Origin of the sequence: Burkholderia sp. BKH01, from assembly GCF_025685725.1 — a bacterium.
Taxonomy (GTDB): domain Bacteria; phylum Pseudomonadota; class Gammaproteobacteria; order Burkholderiales; family Burkholderiaceae; genus Burkholderia; species Burkholderia pyrrocinia_C.
Map to the genome: position 1 here is coordinate 434,932 of NZ_JAOTQT010000002.1, position 18,945 is coordinate 453,876.

16 protein-coding genes are annotated in these 18,945 nt (G+C 65.9%); all 16 read left to right on the forward strand.

The genetic code is table 11. The features are described 5' to 3' along the window. The first annotated feature begins 1 nt into the window (after position 1). The 16 genes from ubiB (at position 2) to cyoD (ending at position 18,871) form a co-directional block, all read left to right on the forward strand. Positions 2–1,579, forward strand: coding sequence for a ubiquinone biosynthesis regulatory protein kinase UbiB (gene ubiB, locus OEJ37_RS04915; RefSeq protein ID WP_174419727.1), 1,578 nt, complete (start codon positions 2–4; stop codon positions 1,577–1,579). A 17-nt stretch (positions 1,580–1,596) separates the two neighbouring features. After that, positions 1,597–2,223, forward strand: a complete 627-nt coding sequence (locus OEJ37_RS04920) for a TPMT family class I SAM-dependent methyltransferase (protein WP_263343367.1) — start codon at positions 1,597–1,599, stop codon at positions 2,221–2,223. 95 nt (positions 2,224–2,318) lie between these two features. Continuing rightward, positions 2,319–2,666, forward strand: coding sequence for an FmdB family zinc ribbon protein (locus tag OEJ37_RS04925; RefSeq protein WP_263343368.1), 348 nt, complete (start codon positions 2,319–2,321; stop codon positions 2,664–2,666). 61 nt (positions 2,667–2,727) lie between these two features. Further along, positions 2,728–3,378: a DUF502 domain-containing protein gene (locus tag OEJ37_RS04930; protein ID WP_034179003.1), complete on the forward strand. Its 651-nt coding sequence runs from the start codon at positions 2,728–2,730 to the stop codon at positions 3,376–3,378. A 67-nt stretch (positions 3,379–3,445) separates the two neighbouring features. After that, entirely contained in the window at positions 3,446–5,248 is a 1,803-nt protein-coding gene (aspS, locus tag OEJ37_RS04935) for an aspartate--tRNA ligase (RefSeq protein ID WP_152860660.1), read from the forward strand. A 158-nt stretch (positions 5,249–5,406) separates the two neighbouring features. Then, on the forward strand, positions 5,407–5,901 hold the full coding sequence (gene nudB / locus OEJ37_RS04940) for a dihydroneopterin triphosphate diphosphatase (RefSeq protein WP_263343369.1): 495 nt from the start codon (positions 5,407–5,409) through the stop codon (positions 5,899–5,901). Beyond that, on the forward strand, positions 5,898–7,172 hold the full coding sequence (gene clsB, locus OEJ37_RS04945) for a cardiolipin synthase ClsB (RefSeq protein WP_174419730.1): 1,275 nt from the start codon (positions 5,898–5,900) through the stop codon (positions 7,170–7,172). The genes nudB and clsB overlap by 4 nt, the downstream gene beginning before the upstream one ends. Before the next feature lie 200 nt (positions 7,173–7,372). Further along, positions 7,373–7,972: a TetR/AcrR family transcriptional regulator gene (locus OEJ37_RS04950; RefSeq protein ID WP_034179000.1), complete on the forward strand. Its 600-nt coding sequence runs from the start codon at positions 7,373–7,375 to the stop codon at positions 7,970–7,972. 58 nt (positions 7,973–8,030) lie between these two features. Beyond that, on the forward strand, positions 8,031–9,818 hold the full coding sequence (locus tag OEJ37_RS04955; protein ID WP_175941283.1) for an acyl-CoA dehydrogenase C-terminal domain-containing protein: 1,788 nt from the start codon (positions 8,031–8,033) through the stop codon (positions 9,816–9,818). Positions 9,819–9,931: 113 nt separating this feature from the next. Then, the gene (locus OEJ37_RS04960; RefSeq protein ID WP_263343372.1) at positions 9,932–12,367 is read left to right on the forward strand and encodes a 3-hydroxyacyl-CoA dehydrogenase/enoyl-CoA hydratase family protein; all 2,436 of its coding nucleotides are present in this window, start codon (positions 9,932–9,934) and stop codon (positions 12,365–12,367) included. Between the two features lie 31 nt (positions 12,368–12,398). Continuing rightward, positions 12,399–13,598 carry an acetyl-CoA C-acyltransferase gene (locus tag OEJ37_RS04965; protein WP_034178997.1) on the forward strand — a complete coding sequence of 400 codons (1,200 nt, stop codon included), beginning with the start codon at positions 12,399–12,401 and terminating at the stop codon, positions 13,596–13,598. A gap of 92 nt (positions 13,599–13,690) precedes the next feature. Next, positions 13,691–14,458, forward strand: a complete 768-nt coding sequence (locus tag OEJ37_RS04970) for an enoyl-CoA hydratase (RefSeq protein ID WP_174419733.1) — start codon at positions 13,691–13,693, stop codon at positions 14,456–14,458. Positions 14,459–15,020: 562 nt separating this feature from the next. After that, positions 15,021–15,911 carry a ubiquinol oxidase subunit II gene (gene cyoA / locus OEJ37_RS04975; protein ID WP_174419734.1) on the forward strand — a complete coding sequence of 297 codons (891 nt, stop codon included), beginning with the start codon at positions 15,021–15,023 and terminating at the stop codon, positions 15,909–15,911. A gap of 3 nt (positions 15,912–15,914) precedes the next feature. Beyond that, the gene (gene cyoB, locus OEJ37_RS04980) at positions 15,915–17,927 is read left to right on the forward strand and encodes a cytochrome o ubiquinol oxidase subunit I (protein WP_263343375.1); all 2,013 of its coding nucleotides are present in this window, start codon (positions 15,915–15,917) and stop codon (positions 17,925–17,927) included. Continuing rightward, positions 17,927–18,538, forward strand: coding sequence for a cytochrome o ubiquinol oxidase subunit III (gene cyoC, locus OEJ37_RS04985; protein WP_034178993.1), 612 nt, complete (start codon positions 17,927–17,929; stop codon positions 18,536–18,538). The genes cyoB and cyoC overlap by 1 nt, the downstream gene beginning before the upstream one ends. After that, positions 18,539–18,871: a cytochrome o ubiquinol oxidase subunit IV gene (gene cyoD, locus OEJ37_RS04990; protein WP_072443486.1), complete on the forward strand. Its 333-nt coding sequence runs from the start codon at positions 18,539–18,541 to the stop codon at positions 18,869–18,871. The last annotated feature ends 74 nt before the right edge of the window (positions 18,872–18,945 follow it).

Sequence of the window (18,945 nt, forward strand, 5' to 3'; positions counted from 1 at the left end):
CATGCGCATTTTCCGTTTCATCAAGATTGTCTACACCGTCATCCGCTTTGGCCTCGACGAAGTGATGCTGTCCCGGATCGACGACCGGCGCGTGAAGCTGCTGCTGCGGATCACGACGATCGGCCGTCGCTACTCCGATCCACCCGCCGTGCGGCTGCGTCACGCGCTCGAAAGCCTTGGCCCGATCTTCGTGAAGTTCGGCCAGGTGTTGTCGACGCGCCGCGACCTGCTGTCGGTCGATTTCGCGAACGAACTCGCGAAGCTGCAGGACCAGGTGCCGCCGTTCGATTCGGCGGTCGCGATCGCGATCATCGAGAAGTCGCTCGGTGCGCCGGTCGACGAGCTGTTCGACGAATTCGAGCGCGAGCCGATCGCGAGCGCGTCGATCGCGCAGGTGCACTTCGCGAAGCTCAAGCAGGGCGTGCACGCGGGCAAGGCCGTCGCGGTCAAGGTGCTGCGCCCGAACATGCTGTCCGTGATCGATTCGGATCTCGCGCTGATGCGCGACATCGCGATCTGGACCGAGCGCATGTGGGCCGACGGCCGGCGCCTGAAGCCGCGCGAAGTCGTCGCCGAATTCGACAAGTACCTGCACGACGAGCTCGACCTGATGCGCGAAGCCGCGAACGGCAGCCAGTTGCGCCGCAACTTCGCGGGCCTCGACCTGCTGCTCGTGCCCGAGATGTTCTGGGATTTCTCGACGTCGCAGGTGCTCGTGATGGAGCGCATGACCGGCGTGCCGATCAGCCAGGTCGAGACGCTGCGCTCGGCCGGCGTCGACATCAAGAAGCTCGCGCGCGAAGGCGTCGAGATCTTCTTCACGCAGGTGTTCCGCGACGGCTTCTTCCATGCGGACATGCACCCCGGCAACATTCAGGTGAGCCTCGACCCGAACACGTTCGGCCGCTACATCGCGCTCGATTTCGGGATCGTCGGCGCGCTGTCCGATTTCGACAAGAACTACCTCGCGCAGAACTTCCTCGCGTTCTTCAAGCGCGACTATCACCGCGTCGCGACGCTGCACCTCGAATCGGGCTGGGTGCCGCCCGAGACGCGCGTCGAGGAGCTCGAAAGCGCGATCCGCGCGGTGTGCGAGCCGTATTTCGACCGTGCGCTGAAGGACATCTCGCTCGGCCAGGTGCTGATGCGCCTGTTCTCGACGTCGCGCCGCTTCAACGTCGAGATCCAGCCGCAGCTCGTGCTGCTGCAGAAGACAATGCTGAACGTCGAAGGGCTCGGCCGGTCGCTCGACCCCGAACTCGACCTGTGGAAGACCGCGAAGCCGTACCTCGAGCGCTGGATGACCGAGCAGATCGGCCTGCGCGGCTGGTACGAGCGCTTCAAGGTCGAGGCGCCGCAGTGGAGCAAGACGCTGCCGCAACTGCCGCGCCTGATCCACCACGCGATGGCGGCGCGCCATGACGCGCCGCGTGCCGCGAGCGAGGACCTGATGCGCCAGATCCTCATCGAGCAGAAACGTACGAACCGGCTGCTGCAGGCACTGCTGATCTTCGGCCTTGCCGTCGGCGTCGGGGCGCTCGTCGCGCGCGTGCTGCTCGCGCTCACGTACGGCGCATGACCGAAAGGAGCAGCGCGATGTCCGATCCTAAGCAACCGGCCGCACCGGCGGCCGCCGATTTCGCGACGCGCGACCCCGGCGACGCGTCATTCTGGGACGAGCGTTTCGCGCGCGGCGTGACGCCGTGGGAATTCGGCGGCGTGCCGGACGGTTTTCGCGTGTTCGCGCGCCGGCTCGAGCCGTGCGAGGTGCTGATTCCCGGCTGCGGCAGCGCGCAGGAGGCCGGCTGGCTCGCACAGGCCGGCTGGCCCGTGCGTGCGATCGATTTCGCCGCGCAGGCGGTGGCTGCCGCGAAGGCGCAGCTCGGCGCGCATGCCGACGTCGTCGAGCAGGCCGATTTCTTCACGTACCGGCCGCCGTTCGACGTGCGGTGGGTGTACGAGCGCGCATTCCTGTGCGCGCTGCCGCCTAGCCTGCGCGCCGCCTATGCGGCGCGGATGGCCGAGCTGCTGCCGGCAGGCGGATTGCTGGCCGGTTATTTCTTCCTGATGGCGAAACCGAAGGGGCCGCCGTTCGGGATCGAGCGTGCCGAACTCGACGCGCTGCTCGGGCCGCACTTCGAACTGATCGAGGATTTGCCCGTCACCGATTCGCTGCCCGTGTTCGAAGGGCGCGAGCGCTGGCTCACGTGGCGCCGCCGCTGATGTCCGGGCGTCACGGCCGTTGCCGGAGCGCGCCGAGGTTTCGGCTATAATTCAAGGTTTTGCAAGCCGTTTCCAGTTTCCGCGGGAAAAATATCATGCCGATCTACGCCTATCGATGCGAAGCGTGTGGTTTCGCGAAGGACGTGCTCCAGAAGATGAGCGACGCGCCGCTGTCGCAGTGCCCGGAATGCGGGAAGGATGCGTTTCGCAAGCAGGTCACTGCCGCGGGCTTCCAGCTGAAGGGTTCGGGTTGGTATGTCACCGATTTCCGCGGCGGCTCGGGCGGCGCCAGCGCACCGGCGACGGCGTCGGGCGACGCGGCGCCGGCAGCCGCTGCGGCGGCCACACCCGCAGCAGACGCGCCGGCTGCATCGAGCAGTTCCGCAAGCACGACGACGAGCGCCGCGCCCACCCCGGCCGCAGCGCCCGCCGCCAGCAGTTGACCGTCGCGGCCCGGCCGGGTCGCGACTACCCCGCGCCGACGGCGCGGTTCATTGACGGCAGATGATGAAAAAGACGACCCTGAAATCGGTGTTTCTGACCGGCCTGCTGGTTCTCGTCCCGCTCGCGATCACGCTGTGGGTGCTCGGTCTCATCATCGGCACGATGGACCAGACGCTGCTCCTGCTGCCCGAATCGTGGCAGCCCGAGCGGCTGCTCGGCTTCCACCTGCCGGGGATCGGCGCGGTGCTGACGCTCGCGTTCATCTTCATCGTCGGGCTGGCCACGCGGAATTTCATCGGCCAGAAGCTCGTCACCTGGTGGAACGCGGTCGTGCGCCACATCCCGGTGGTCGGGCCGATCTACACGAGCGTCAAGCAGGTGTCGGACACGCTGCTGTCGAGCAGCGGCAACGCGTTCCGCAAGGCGCTGCTGATCGAATACCCGCGCCGCGGCTCGTATACGATCGCGTTTCTGACCGGCACGCCCGGCGGCGACGTGCTCAATCATCTGACGGAAGAATACGTGAGCGTGTACATCCCGACGACGCCGAACCCGACGTCGGGCTTCTTCCTGATGCTGCCGAAGAGCGAAGTCATCGAACTCGACATGTCGGTCGATGCCGCGCTGAAGTACATCGTCTCGATGGGCGTCGTGGCGCCCCCGGCGCCGGCTCCGGCGCCCGCCCGCCGCCCCGTCGAGCCGCCGCTGTAAGTAAAGAATCATCGCCCGGGCCGCGCGTTGCGGCACCCGTTGATCAAACCGAACGAAAGCAAACATCATGTCGATGCGTACTGAATACTGCGGTCTCGTGACCGAACACCTGCTGGGCCAAACCGTGTCGCTGTGCGGCTGGGTGCAGCGCCGCCGCGATCACGGCGGTGTGATCTTCATCGACCTGCGCGATCGTGAAGGCCTCGTGCAGGTGGTGTGCGACCCGGATCGCGCGGAGATGTTCGCGACCGCCGAAGGCGTGCGCAACGAGTTCTGCGTGCAGATCAAGGGCCTCGTGCGCAACCGTCCGGACGGCACGGTCAACGCCGGCCTGAAGAGCGGCAAGATCGAAGTGCTGTGCCACGAACTGAACGTGCTGAACGCGTCGGTCACGCCGCCGTTCCAGCTCGACGACGACAACCTGTCGGAAACGACGCGTCTCACGCACCGCGTGCTCGACCTGCGCCGTCCGCAGATGCAGCACAACCTGCGCCTGCGCTACCGCGTCGCGATCGAGGCGCGCAAGTACCTCGACGAGCAGGGCTTCATCGACATCGAAACGCCGATGCTGACGAAGAGCACGCCGGAAGGCGCGCGCGACTACCTCGTGCCGTCGCGCGTGAACGCGGGCCAGTTCTTCGCGCTGCCGCAATCGCCGCAGCTGTTCAAGCAGCTGCTGATGGTCGCGAACTTCGACCGTTACTACCAGATCACCAAGTGCTTCCGCGACGAAGATCTTCGTGCCGACCGTCAGCCGGAATTCACGCAGATCGACTGCGAAACGTCGTTCCTCGGCGAGCAGGAAATCCGTGACCTGTTCGAAGACATGATCCGTCACATCTTCAAGACGACGATCGACGTCGAGCTCGACGCGACATTCCCGGTGATGCCGTACTCGGAAGCGATGGCGCGTTTCGGTTCGGACAAGCCGGACCTGCGCGTGCAGCTCGAATTCACCGAGCTGACCGACGCGATGAAGGACGTCGACTTCAAGGTGTTCAGCACGCCGGCCAACGCGAAGGACGGCCGGGTCGCGGCGCTGCGCGTGCCGAAGGGCGGCGAGCTGTCGCGCGGCGACATCGACGGCTACACGGAATTCGTGCGCATCTACGGCGCGAAGGGCCTCGCATGGATCAAGGTCAACGAGAAGGCGAAGGGCCGCGACGGCCTGCAGAGCCCGATCGTCAAGAACCTGCACGACGCGTCGATCGCGGCAATCCTCGAGCGCACCGGCGCTGAAGACGGCGACATCATCTTCTTTGCGGCCGACCGCGCGAAGGTCGTCAACGACAGCCTCGGCGCGCTGCGCCTGAAGATCGGCCATTCGGAATTCGGCAAGGCGAACGGCCTCGTCCAGCCCGGCTGGAAGCCGCTGTGGGTCGTCGACTTCCCGATGTTCGAATACGACGACGAAGATGCGCGCTACGTCGCTGCGCACCACCCGTTCACGAGCCCGAAGGACGAGCACCTCGAGTACCTCGAGACCGACCCGGGCCGCTGCCTCGCGAAGGCCTACGACATGGTGCTGAACGGCTGGGAAATCGGCGGCGGCTCGGTGCGTATCCACCGCGAGGAAGTGCAGAGCAAGGTGTTCCGCGCGCTGAAGATCGGTGCGGAAGAGGCTCAGCTGAAGTTCGGCTTCCTGCTGGACGCACTGCAGTACGGCGCGCCGCCGCACGGCGGTATCGCGTTCGGCCTCGACCGCATCGTCACGATGATGGCAGGCGCCGACTCGATCCGCGACGTGATCGCGTTCCCGAAGACGCAGCGTGCGCAGGATCTGCTCACGCAGGCACCGAGCCCGGTCGACGAGCGTCAACTGCGCGAACTGCACATCCGTCTGCGTCAGCCGGAACAGCCGAAGGCGTAACGCGCTGCTCGCAGGTCGTGTGTGCGGCGACGCGCACACGACACAACGGAAAAAGGCGCAGCGATGCGCCTTTTTCATTTTTTGCGGTACAGTCGCAGCACTTGCCGCACGTTCGGAGCGCCTGCCCGGCGCGCGGCCCCGTGCCGCATGAAACAACGATGACGAAGCCTCCGAAAATCCCCGAATCCGTTCTCGTCGTGATCTACACGCCCGACCTCGATGTGCTGGTGATCAAGCGTGCCGACCAGCCCGATTTCTGGCAATCGGTGACCGGATCGAAGGACGCGCTCGACGAGCCGCTCGCGGTCACCGCCGCGCGCGAAGTGGCCGAGGAAACCGGCATCTCGGTCGGCACGCCGGACGTGCCGGCCACCGCGCTGGTCGACTGGCGCCACCGGATCGAATACACGATCTATCCGCAATACCTGCACCGCTACGCACCGGGCGTCACGCGCAACACCGAGCACTGGTTCGGCCTGTGCGTGCCGCGTCGCATCGACGTGACGCTGTCGCCGCGCGAGCATGTGGATCACGCATGGCTGCCGTTCCGCGAGGCGGCCGCGCGCTGCTTCTCGCCGTCGAACGCCGAGGCGATCCTGCAACTGCCCGCACGCGTCGCACTCGCGCGCGCGCCGCACGGCTCGTCCGCATGACTGCGGAGGCCCGCAAACGCTTCGCGCAATTGCGGCAGATGTTCCTGCAGGAACGCGGCTCCGCGTCGCGGCTCGCGTTCACGGCGGGCAACACGGTGCGGCTGTGCGAGGGCGGCGGCGAATTCTTCCGGGCGCTGATCGAGCGGATCGATGCCGCGCGCGAGCAGGTGATGCTCGAAACCTATATCTTTTGCGACGATGCGGCTGGCCGGCCGGTGTCGGACGCGCTGATCCGCGCGGCGCAACGCGGCGTGCGCGTGCGCGTGATCACCGACGGCATCGGCACCGCGCGCCTGCCGCTGTTCGACACGTGGGCGCAATCCGGCGTCGAGCACTGCATCTACAACCGTTTCCTGTTCGGCCGTTTCGGCTTCTCGCGCACGCACCGCAAGCTCGCGGTGATCGATCATGCGGTCGCGTTCTGCGGCGGCATCAACATCGTCGACGACTACGCGCAAAACGGCACGACGCTGCCGTTTCCGCGCTGGGATTTCGCGGTCGAGATGGCGGGGCCCGCGGTGTCCGACGTGCGCGCCGCGTTCGAACTGCAGTGGCACCGGATCCTGTTCGGCCACAAGCCGTATGCGCAGTACGCGGCCGGGCTGCATGGCGGCGAAGCGTTCCCCGACATGTTCCGGCGCTGGATACGCAGCCACCGGTGGATCAAGGCCGGCGCGCTGCGGGTCGTGACGGAGCCGAGCGTCGCGTTCGTCGCACGCGACAACGTCGTGAACCGCCGCGCGATCGAGAAGGCCTATCTCGCGGCGATCGGGCAGGCGCGCCAGCGGATCCTGCTCGCGAATCCATACTTCATGCCCGGCCGCAAGCTGCGCCGCGCGCTGACGGGCGCCGCGCGACGCGGCGTCGACGTGCGGATCCTGATCGGCCGCAAGGAGTTCGCGGCGCTCGATACGGCCGTGCCGTTCCTCTATCACGCGCTGCTGCGCGCGGGCGTGCGCGTCGCCGAATACGACAAGACGATGCTGCACGGCAAGGTGGCCGTGATCGACGACAACTGGGCGACAGTCGGCTCGTCGAATCTGGACGCGCTGAGCCTGATGCTGAACAATGAGGCGAACGTCGTGCTGGTGCGCTACGATGCGGTCACGAACGAACTGCGCGATGCGATCGCAGCCGCGTTCGCCGATGGGCGGGAGATCGACGCCGCGCGATTCGCCGCGCGCCCGCGCATCGAGCGTATGCTGAACTGGCTCGCCTATACCGTGTATCGCGTCGTGATGAAGGCGCTGACGGTCGGCAGTTACGACTGACGCGGACTAAGCGTTCGCTTCAAAAAATCTGTCCGCACGTTCGTGCGGAAAAGCCGCTCCGGTCCCGCCGGAATCGCGCAAAATAGCGGCTCGGTTAGACACCGGTTTCTAATAATTTCCTTGTTTCGCGAGCGGCCGCACTCAATAATAGTACGGCCGTTCGATTTTATTCGAACCCCCGAACGGTTACAGAAATAGCTATGCGAAAAGGCGAACAGACGCGTGCCGCGATACTTGAAGCTGCTTTGGACCTCGCCAGCCGTGACGGGCTGGAGGGGCTGACGATCGGCCTGCTGGCCGAGCGCATGCAGATGAGCAAGAGTGGTGTGTTCGCGCACTTCGGATCGCGCGAGGACCTGCAGGTCGAGGTCGTCCGCGAGTATCACCATCGTTTCGAAAACGAGGTGTTCTTTCCGAGCCTGCGCGAAGCGCGCGGTCTGCCGCGTCTGCGGGCGATGCTGGCGCGCTGGATCGAGAAGCGCATCCAGGAGGTGACGACTGGATGCATCTACATCAGCGGCGCCGTGGAGTACGACGACCGGCCGGACAGCCCCGTGCGCGAGCAGTTGATCGCGAGCGTGACGGCCTGGCGTGCCGCGTTGCTGCGCGCCATTTCGCAGGCGATGGAAGAGGGGCATCTGCGCACGGATACCGATCCGGACCTGATGCTCTTCGAGTTGTACAGCTTCACGCTCGGCCTGCATCACGACGCACGTTTCCTGCATTCGCCGGATGCCGTGCGTCTCACGTGGGCCGCGCTGGAAAAGACGATTGTTTCGTATCAGAGCGAGAGCCGTTAGCGGCGCGTGATCCGCCCGCCAGGAGCTCGAGCCGTTTTGCCCACCTTTGGAGAGAGTCATGGGACAGTACGCCGCGCCGCTGCGCGACATGCAATTCGTGTTGCACGAGCTTCTGAACGTCGAAGCCGAAGTCAAGCAAATGCCCAAGCATGCGGACCTCGACGCCGACACGATCAACCAGGTCCTCGAAGAAGCGGGCAAGTTCTGCTCCGAGGTGCTGTTCCCGCTGAACCAGGTCGGCGACCGCGAAGGCTGCACGTATGAAGGCGACGGTGTCGTGAAGACCCCGACCGGCTTCAAGGAGGCCTACCGGCAATACGTCGAGGCCGGCTGGCCGGCGCTCGGCTGCGATCCGGACTACGGCGGCCAGGGCCTGCCCGCGTTCGTGAACAACGCGCTCTACGAGATGATGAACTCGGCGAACCAGGCATGGACGATGTATCCGGGCCTGTCGCACGGCGCGTACGAATGCCTGCACGCGCACGGCGCGCCGGAACTGCAGAAGGCCTACTTGCCGAAGCTCGTGACGGGCGAATGGACCGGCACGATGTGCCTGACCGAGCCGCACTGCGGCACCGACCTCGGCATCCTGCGCACCAAGGCCGAACCGAACGGCGACGGCTCCTACTCGATCAGCGGCACGAAGATCTTCATCTCGAGCGGCGAACACGACATGGCGGAGAACATCGTCCACCTCGTGCTCGCGCGCCTGCCGGACGCGCCGCAAGGCACGAAGGGCATCTCGCTGTTCATCGTGCCGAAGTTCATTCCGGACGCGGCGGGCGAGCCGGGCGAGCGCAACGGCATCAAGTGCGGCTCGATCGAGCACAAGATGGGCATCCACGGCAACTCGACCTGCGTGATGAACCTCGACAACGCGAAGGGCTGGATGGTCGGCGAGCCGAACAAGGGCTTGAACGCGATGTTCGTGATGATGAACGCGGCCCGCCTCGGCGTCGGCGCGCAGGGCCTCGGCCTCACGGAAGTCGCGTACCAGAACTCGCTCACGTATGCGAAGGAGCGCCTGCAGATGCGCTCGCTGACGGGCCCGAAGGCGCCGGACAAGCCGGCCGACCCGATCATCGTGCACCCGGACGTGCGCCGCATGCTGCTCACGCAGAAGGCGTACGCGGAAGGCGCACGCGCGTTCACGTACTGGTCCGCGCTGCAGATCGACAAGGAGCTGTCGCACGCCGACGAAGCGGTGCGCAAGGAAGCGGCCGACCTCGTCGCGCTGCTCACGCCGATCATCAAGGCGTTCCTGACCGACAACGCGTTCGAGTGCACGAACCACGCGATGCAGATCTACGGCGGCCACGGCTTCATCTCCGAGTGGGGCATGGAGCAATACGTGCGCGACGCGCGGATCAACATGATCTACGAAGGCACGAACTCGATCCAGTCGCTCGACCTGCTGGGCCGCAAGGTGCTCGGCGACATGGGCGCGAAGCTGAAGAAGTTCGGCAAGCTCGTCACGGAGTTCGCGGAAGCCGAAGGCGTGAAGCCGGAAATGGCCGAGTTCATCAACCCGCTCGCCGACATCGGCGACAAGGTGCAGAAGCTGACGATGGAAATCGGCATGAAGGCGATGCAGAACCCCGACGAAGTCGGTGCTGCCGCCGTGCCGTACCTGCGCACCGTCGGCCACCTGGTGTTCTCGTACTTCTGGGCGCGGATGGCGCGCCTCGCACTCGACAACGAAGCATCGGGCGATCCGTTCTACAAGTCGAAGCTCGCGACGGCCCGCTTCTACTTCGCGCGCCTGCTGCCCGAAACCGCGTCGACGATCCGCGCCGCGCGCGCCGGCTCGAAGACGCTGATGGAAGTCGACGAATCGCTGTTCTGACGCGAGTCCGGGCGGTGCGCGATGCGTACCGCCAGAACGCAACGGTTCCTGGTACTCACTTCTCCGTGCAGCCCTCACATCCTGCGCTGCACGACACTATCCGGAGACATCCCGTGAGCAATTTCCTGATTCGCAAGGTCGCCGTGCTGGGCGCCGGCGTGATGGGCGCGCAGATCGCCGCGCACCTCATCAACGCACGCGTGCCGGTGCTGCTGTTCGACCTGCCGGCCAAGGAAGGCCCGAAAAACGCGATCGCGCTGAAGGCGATCGAGAACCTGAAGAAGCTGTCGCCCGCGCCGTTCGGCGTGAAGGACGACGCGAAGTACCTCGAAGCGGCGAACTACGAAGACGACATCGCGAAGCTGGCCGAATGCGACGTCGTGATCGAGGCGATCGCCGAGCGGATGGACTGGAAGCACGACCTGTACAAGAAGGTCGCGCCGCACCTCGCGCCGAACGCGATCTTCGCGACCAACACGTCGGGCCTGTCGATCACGAAGCTGTCCGAAGGTTTCTCGGACGAGCTGAAGGCGCGCTTCTGCGGCGTGCACTTCTTCAATCCGCCGCGCTACATGCACCTCGTCGAGCTGATCCCGACCGCGCATACGCGCCCGGAAATCCTCGACCAGCTCGAGACGTTCCTGACGAGCATCGTCGGCAAGGGCGTCGTGCGCGCGAAGGACACGCCGAACTTCATCGCGAACCGCGTCGGCATCTTCTCGATCCTCGCGGTGATCACCGAGGCCGCGAAGTTCGGCCTGCGCTTCGACGAAGTCGACGACCTGACGGGCAGCCGCCTCGGCCGCGCGAAGTCGGCGACGTTCCGCACCGCGGACGTGGTCGGCCTCGACACGATGGCGCACGTGATCAAGACGATGCAGGACAACCTCGCCGACGATCCGTTCTTCCCGGTCTACCAGACGCCTGCCGTGCTCGCCGAACTGGTGAAGCAGGGCGCGCTCGGCCAGAAGACGGGCGGCGGTTTCTACAAGAAGGAAGGCAAGGCGATCAAGGTGCTCGACGCGAAGACGGGCACCTACGTCGATTCGGGCGCGAAGGCTGACGAAACGGTCGGCCGCATCCTGAAGCGTCCGCCGGCCGAGCGCCTGAAGCTGCTGCGCGAGACGGACCATCCGCACGCGCAGTTCCTGTGGTCGATCTTCCGCGACGTGTTCCACTACATCGGCGTGCATCTCGAGTCGATCGCCGACAACGCGCGCGACGTCGATCTCGCGATCCGCTGGGGCTTCGGCTGGAACGAAGGCCCGTTCGAAGGCTGGCAGGCTGCCGGCTGGAAGCAGGTCGCCGCGTGGGTGCAGGAAGACATCGCGGCCGGCAAGGCGCTCGCGAACGCGCCGCTGCCGTCGTGGGTGCTCGAAGGCCCGGTTGCCGAGCAGGGTGGCGTGCACACGGCCGAAGGCTCGTGGGCGCCGGCGGCGAAGCGCTTCGTGCCGCGTTCGGACCTCGCGGTCTACGGCAAGCAGGTGTTCCGCGCGCCGCTGCTCGGTGAAGCCGGTGCCGATCCGAAGACGTACGGCACGACGCTGTTCGAAACCGACGCGGTGCGCGCATGGGTCGACGACCGTGCGGGCGAGGACGACGTCGTGATCGTGTCGTTCAAGTCGAAGATGAACACGATCGGACCGAGCGTGATCGACGGCCTCGTGCAGGCGATCGAGCTCGCGGAGAAGGACTACAAGGGCGTGGTGATCTGGCAGCCGACGTCGCTGAAGCTCGGCACGCCGGGCGGCCCGTTCTCGGCCGGCGCGAACCTCGAAGAGGCGATGCCCGCGTTCATGATGGGCGGCGCGAAGGGCATCGAGCCGTTCGTCAAGAAGTTCCAGGAAGGCATGCTGCGCGTGAAGTACGCGAACGTGCCGGTCGTTGCAGCCGTGTCGGGCATCGCGCTCGGCGGCGGGTGCGAGCTGATGCTGCACAGCGCGAAGCGCGTCGTGCACGTCGAGAGCTACATCGGTCTCGTCGAAGTGGGCGTCGGCCTGGTGCCGGCGGGCGGCGGCCTGAAGGAAGCGGCGCTGCGCGCGGCGGAAGCCGCCACGGCCGCGAACGCGACCACCGACATCCTGAAGTTCGTCACGAAGTCGTTCGAAAACGCGGCGATGGCGAAGGTGTCGGCATCGGCGCACGATGCGCGAGCGATGGGCTACGTGAAGCCGTCCGACACGATCATCTTCAACGTGTTCGAACTGCTCGACACCGCGAAGAAGGAAGCGCGCGCACTGGCCGAAACCGGCTACCGCGCACCGCTGCGGGCGAAGGACGTGCCGGTCGCGGGCCGCTCGGCGATCGCGACGATCAAGGCATCGCTCGTCAACATGCGTGACGGCCGCTTCATCAGCGAACACGACTACCTGATCGCGAGCCGCATCGCCGAAGCCGTGTGCGGCGGCGACGTCGAAGCCGGCAGCCTCGTCGACGAGCAGTGGCTGCTCGCGCTCGAGCGCCGCGCGTTCGTCGAGCTGCTCGGCACGCAGAAGACGCAGGAACGGATCATGGGCATGTTGCAGACCGGCAAGCCGGTGCGTAACTGAGCGAGCGGACAGAGCGGACAAGGAGTCTGAAATGAGCAAACAATTGCAAGACGCATACATCGTCGCCGCCAGCCGCACGCCGATCGGCAAGGCCCCGCGCGGTGTATTCAAGAACACGCGCCCGGACGAGCTGCTGGTCCACGCGATCAGGTCGGCGGTCGCGCAGGTGCCCGGCTTCGATACGAAGCTGATCGAGGACGCGATCATCGGCTGCGCGATTCCGGAAGCCGAGCAGGGCCTGAACGTCGCGCGGATGGGCGCGCTGCTCGCGGGCCTGCCGCAGACGGTCGGCGGCGTGACGGTCAACCGCTTCTGCGCGTCGGGCATCACGGCGCTCGCGATGGCGGCCGACCGCATCCGCGTCGGCGAGTCGGACGCGCTGCTCGCGGGCGGCTGCGAATCGATGAGCATGGTGCCGATGATGGGCAACAAGCCGTCGATGTCGCCGCACATCTTCGATCGCAACGAAGACTTCGGCATCGCGTACGGGATGGGCCTGACGGCCGAGCGTGTCGCCGACCAGTGGAAGGTGAGCCGCGAAGACCAGGACGCGTTCTCGGTCGAGTCGCACCGCAAGGCGCTCGCCGCGCAGCAGGCCGGCGAGTTCAACGACGAGATCGCCGCGTACACGCTCACCGAGCGTTTCCCGAACCTCGCGACCGGCGAAGTCGACGTGAAGACGCGCGAGATCGCGCTCGACGAAGGTCCGCGCGCGGACACGTCGCTCGAAGGGCTCGCGAAGCTGCGCACGGTGTTCGCGAACAAGGGCTCGGTCACGGCCGGCAACAGCTCGCAGACGTCGGACGGCGCCGGTGCGCTGCTCGTCGTGTCGGAGAAGGTGCTCAAGGAATTCAACCTGACACCGCTCGCACGCTTCGTGAGCTTCGCGGTGCGCGGCGTGCCGCCGGAAATCATGGGCATCGGTCCGAAGGAAGCGATTCCGGCCGCGCTGAAGGCCGCGGGCCTGAAGCAGGACGATCTCGACTGGATCGAGCTGAACGAGGCGTTCGCCGCGCAATCGCTGGCGGTGATCCGCGATCTCGGCCTCGACCCGTCGAAGGTCAACCCGCTGGGCGGCGCGATCGCACTCGGCCACCCGCTCGGCGCGACCGGCGCGATCCGCGCGGCGACCGTCGTGCACGGCCTGCGCCGCCGCAACCTGAAGTACGGGATGGTCACGATGTGCGTCGGCACCGGCATGGGCGCCGCGGGCATCATCGAACGCCTGTAAGCGGGACGCGACGAAAAGCGACGACGGTGCGCGGGCCACGAGCTCGCGCACCGTTTTTTCATTCCGATAGAGGAAAGTCAAAGGAGACGGTTGTGGCCGAAATTCAAGTGGAACGCGCCGACGGCGTGATGACGATCACGATCGCGCGCCCGGCGAAGAAGAACGCGCTGACGGCGGCGATGTACCAGACGATGGCCGACGCACTCGCCGAAGCGCAGGAAGACAAGGCGGTACGCGTGATCCTGCTGCGTGGCGGCGATGGCAATTTCAGCGCGGGGAACGATCTCGAGGATTTCCTGAAGTCGCCGCCGAAGGACGAGAACGCGTCGGTGTTCCAGTTTCTCGCGCGGATCAGCAGCGCACCGAAGCCGATCGTGGCCGCGGTGCCGGGCATCGCGGTCGGCGTCGGCGTGACGATGCTGCTGCATTGCGATCTCGTCTATGCGGCCGACACCGCGACGTTCTCGCTGCCGTTCGCGCAGCTCGGGCTGTGCCCGGAAGCCGCATCGAGCGTGCTGCTGCCGCGCCTGGCCGGCCATCAGGTCGCCGCGGAGAAGCTGCTGCTCGGCGAGGCGTTCGACGCGCTGGAAGCGCACCGGATCGGCATCGTCAACCGCGTGCTGCCGGCCGCCGAGCTCGATGCGTTCGCGGCGAAGCAGGCGGCGAAGCTCGCGGCGCTGCCGGCGTCGTCGCTGCGCGTGACGAAGGCGCTGCTGAAGGATACGGGCGGTGTCGCGATCGCCGCGCGGATGGCCGAAGAGGCGGGCCACTTCTCCGCGATGCTGCGCGCGCCGGAAGCGCGCGAGGCGATGACGGCGTTCTTCGAGAAGCGCAAGCCGGATTTCCGTCAGTTCGACTGACACCGGGCGCACGTCCTTTGCCGCCTCGGATTCCTTCGTCGTCCGAGGCGGCCACGCTAGCCCCCCGCGAGCCGCCGACCGCGCGGCTTCCGTTCGGTCTTCACGGCGGATGCGTCAATCGACGCGTCGGCTCGAACCTGCGCCGCTGTGCGTTCGCGCGGCGTTCAGCGTTCCCCTGCGCCGTTCCGCGGCCATATTGCACTCGATACGCGCGTCGGTGTCGACGATGGCGTGGCGTGATGCCGCGGCCGGCGTCTCTCGTGTCGCGGTGCAGCGCCGACATGTTTCCCGTTTCGCCATTGCCGCCCGCTATCCGCGGTGCCTGAGCGACGGCCCCCTATCCGTTGCGCCGTCGGCCATCGCCGGCAATCGTATGCGGGTGCCCGCGCACCGACTCGCCTCGCTCGGGGCGGTTCCGGCTCACCTCGGCAAAGCTTGTCCGCCGTCAAGTTGCACTGCGGCATTTTTCCGTACAGTTCGCGCACAGGTCGCCGCGGCCGGATGCGTCGCGCGATGGCGGCATACGGCCGGCTCTTCTCAACGACAATCAGGCGAACGAACAATGATCGGACGAATCACCGGCGGAGCGCGTGCGGCGCCCGCCATCGGGCTGCTGGCGGCACTCGCCGGGTGCAGCGACCTTCACGTGCTCGATCCGAAGGGCGCGGTGGGCGTCGCCGAGAAATCGCTGATTGCGACGGCGACGTGGGCGATGCTGATCGTCGTCGTGCCGGTGATCCTGCTGACGCTTTACTTCGCGTGGCGCTACCGCGCGTCGAACCGCAACGCAACCTACGCGCCGAACTGGTCGCACTCGACCGCGATCGAAGTCGTGATCTGGACGGTGCCGACGCTGATCATCCTGTTCCTCGGCATCCTCACTTGGCGGACGACGCACGAGCTCGACCCGTACAAGCCGCTCGAATCGTCGGTCAAGCCGATCGATGTCGAGGTTGTCGCGCTCGACTGGAAGTGGCTCTTCATCTATCCGGAGCTTGGCATCGCGTCGGTCAACCAGCTCGCGATTCCGGTGGGCACGCCGGTGAATTTCCGCATCACGTCGGACTCGGTGATGAACTCGTTCTTCATCCCGCAGCTCGGCAGCCAGGTCTATGCGATGGCCGGCATGCAGACGCGCCTGCACCTGATCGCCGACGAGGCGGGCAGCTACGCGGGCGTGTCCGCCAACTACAGCGGCCGCGGCTTCTCCGACATGAAGTTCCGCACGCTCGCGGAGCCGCGCGAGCAGTTCGACGCGTGGGTGCAGAAGGTGAAGGCGTCGTCCGACCGGCTCGACATGACCGCATACGGCGCGGTCGCGCAGCCGAGCGAGAAGGCGCCCGTGCGCTACTTCTCGTCGGTGGATCCGAAGCTGTTTCACAACATCATCGCGAAATACAACAACGGCCACGTCCTCGACCCGAAGGATGCCGCCTGCACGACGAAGGGGTAACGCATGTTCGGCAAACTCACACTATCGGCGATCCCGTTCGATCAGCCCATCATCATGGGGGCGAGCGCCTTCATGGGGCTCGTCGTGCTGGGCCTCGTCGCCGCGCTGACGGTCACCGGCCGATGGAAATGGCTGTGGAGCGAATGGCTGACGTCCGTCGATCACAAGAAGATCGGCGTGATGTACCTGGTCGTCGCGGTGCTGATGCTGCTGCGCGGCTTCGCGGACGCCGTGATGATGCGCGTGCAGCTCGCGCTCGCGTACAACGGCCCCGGCTACCTGCCGCCGCATCATTACGACCAGGTCTTCACCGCGCACGGCGTGATCATGATCTTCTTCATGGCGATGGCGCTGCTGGTCGCGTTCTTCAACCTGATCGTGCCGCTGCAGATCGGTGCGCGCGACGTCGCGTTCCCGTTCCTGAACTCGCTGAGCTTCTGGATGACGGCGATGGCCGCGATCCTGATGAACATCTCGCTCGTGATCGGCGAATTCGCGCAGACGGGCTGGCTCGCGTATCCGCCGCTGTCGGAGCTGCAGTTCAGCCCGGGCGTCGGCGTCGACTACTACCTGTGGGCGCTGCAGATCTCGGGCGTCGGCACGCTGATCACGGCGATCAACTTTTTCGTGACGATCATCAAGATGCGCGCGCCGGGCATGACGCTGATGAAGATGCCGGTGTTCACGTGGACCGCATTGTGCTCGAACGTGCTGATCATGGCCACGTTCCCGATCCTGACGGTCGCGCTCGCGCTGCTGGGTCTCGACCGCTACCTCGACATGCACTTCTTCACGAACGATGCCGGCGGCAACGCGATGCTGTACCTGAACCTGATCTGGGCATGGGGGCATCCGGAGGTGTACATCCTCGTGCTGCCCGCGTTCGGCATCTATTCGGAAGTCATCGCCACGTTCGCGAAGAAGCCGTTGTTCGGCTACAGGACGATGGTTTATGCATCGTGCGTGATCATGGTGCTCGCGTTCCTCGTGTGGCTGCACCATTTCTTCACGATGGGTTCCGGCGCGAACGTCAACGCGTTTTTCGGCATCATGACGATGGTCATCGCGATTCCGACCGGCGTGAAGATCTTCAACTGGCTGTTTACGATGTACCGCGGACGCATCGAATTCACGGCGCCCGTGCTGTGGACGATCGGTTTCATGGTCACGTTCACGCTCGGCGGCATGACCGGCGTGATGATGGCGATTCCCGGCGCGGACTTCGTGCTGCACAACAGCCTGTTCCTGATCGCGCACTTCCACAACGCGATCATCGGCGGCGTCGTGTTCGGCTACTTCGCGGGCGTGCATTACTGGTTCCCGAAGGTGTTCGGTTTCAGGCTCGACGAGAAGTTCGGCAAGCGCGCGTTCTGGTGCTGGTTCCTCGGCTTCTACGCGTCGTTCGTGCCGCTGTACGTGCTCGGCTTCATGGGCATGACGCGGCGGCTCAACCACTACGACAACCCGGCCTGGCATCCGTGGCTGGTCGCCGCCGCGCTCGGCGTCGCGCTGATCGCGATCGGCGTGCTGTGTCAGGTCGCGTCGGTGTGGGTCGGCTGGCGCAATCGCAACCAGCCGCAGTATCGCGATGCGACGGGCGATCCGTGGAACGGCCGCACGCTCGAATGGGCGACGAGTTCGCCGCCCGCCGTCTACAACTTCGCGGTGATCCCGAACGTTCATGAACTCGACGAGCTTGCGTATCGCAAGGCGAAGGGCCTCGGGCTCGGCCTCGGCAAGAACGTCAGGTACCGGGATATCCACATGCCGTCGAACACGAGTGCGGGTTTCTTCGTCGGCCTCTTCAGCCTGATGCTCGGCTTCGCACTCGTCTGGCACATCTGGTGGCTCGCGATCGCCGCGCTCGTCGGCATCGTCGCGACGGTGGTGCTGTACAGCGCACAGGACAACGACGGCTATTACATTCCGGCGGATACCGTCCGTACGATCGAGGAACAACGCGCGGGCGTGCGGATCGGCACACCGGCGCCGCAAGCCGAACTGGAGGCGAACTGATGTCGTATCAATCTCTCGCGGGCGCCGGCCATCAACCGGCGGCGCACCACCATCCGCCGTCGCATTCGGTGTTCGGCTTCTGGCTGTACCTGATGACCGACTGCGTGATCTTCGCGTCGCTGTTTGCGACGTTCGCGGTGCTCGGCCACCAGTTTGCGGGCGGGCCGACCGCGAAGGACCTGTTCGATATCCCGGGCGTCGCACTCGAAACCGCCGCGCTGCTGCTGTCCAGCATCACGTACGGCTTCGCGATGCTCGGCGCGCAGCGCCGCCGACGCGGCACCGTGTTCGTCTGGCTTGCGGTGACGTTCGTGCTCGGCGCTGCGTTTCTCGCGATGGAACTGCGCGAGTTCTCGCACCTGATCGCGGAAGGCGCGGGCCCGCAGCGCAGCGCGTTCCTGTCGGCGTTCTTCGCGCTGGTCGGCACGCACGGATTGCACGTGGCGGTGGGCCTGTTGTGGATGGTCGTGCTCGTGGTGCAGATCGCTCGTGGCCCCGGCATGACGGAACGCGACTTCCGGCGCCTCACCTGCCTGAGCCTCTTCTGGCACTTCCTCGACATCGTCTGGATCTGCGTGTTCTCCTTCGTCTATCTCGCGGGCGTGATCTAAATGGCTCATTCGGAACTCATCCACCACGATGAAGCGCACGGCACGGCCGGCGGCTACATCGTCGGTTTCGTGCTGTCGGTGCTGCTGACGGCCGCGTCGTTCGGCCTCGTGACGGGCGGCGTGCTGGCGCCGAGGGCGGCGCTCATCGCGCTCGCGGTGCTCGCGTTCGTGCAGATTCTCGTGCACCTCGTGTGCTTCCTGCACATGAACACGTCGTCCAGCCAGCGCTGGAACGTGATGGCGTTCAGCTACACGGTGCTCACCGCGCTGATCCTGATCTTCGGGACGCTGTGGGTGATGCACAACGTCAGCATGAACATGATGTCGCGTTAACCGGCCCGGGCCGTGTTTGGTCCGCCCTTCCGCGCCGTGCCCGTCGCACGGCCATTTTCCTTTCGGGCGTGCGG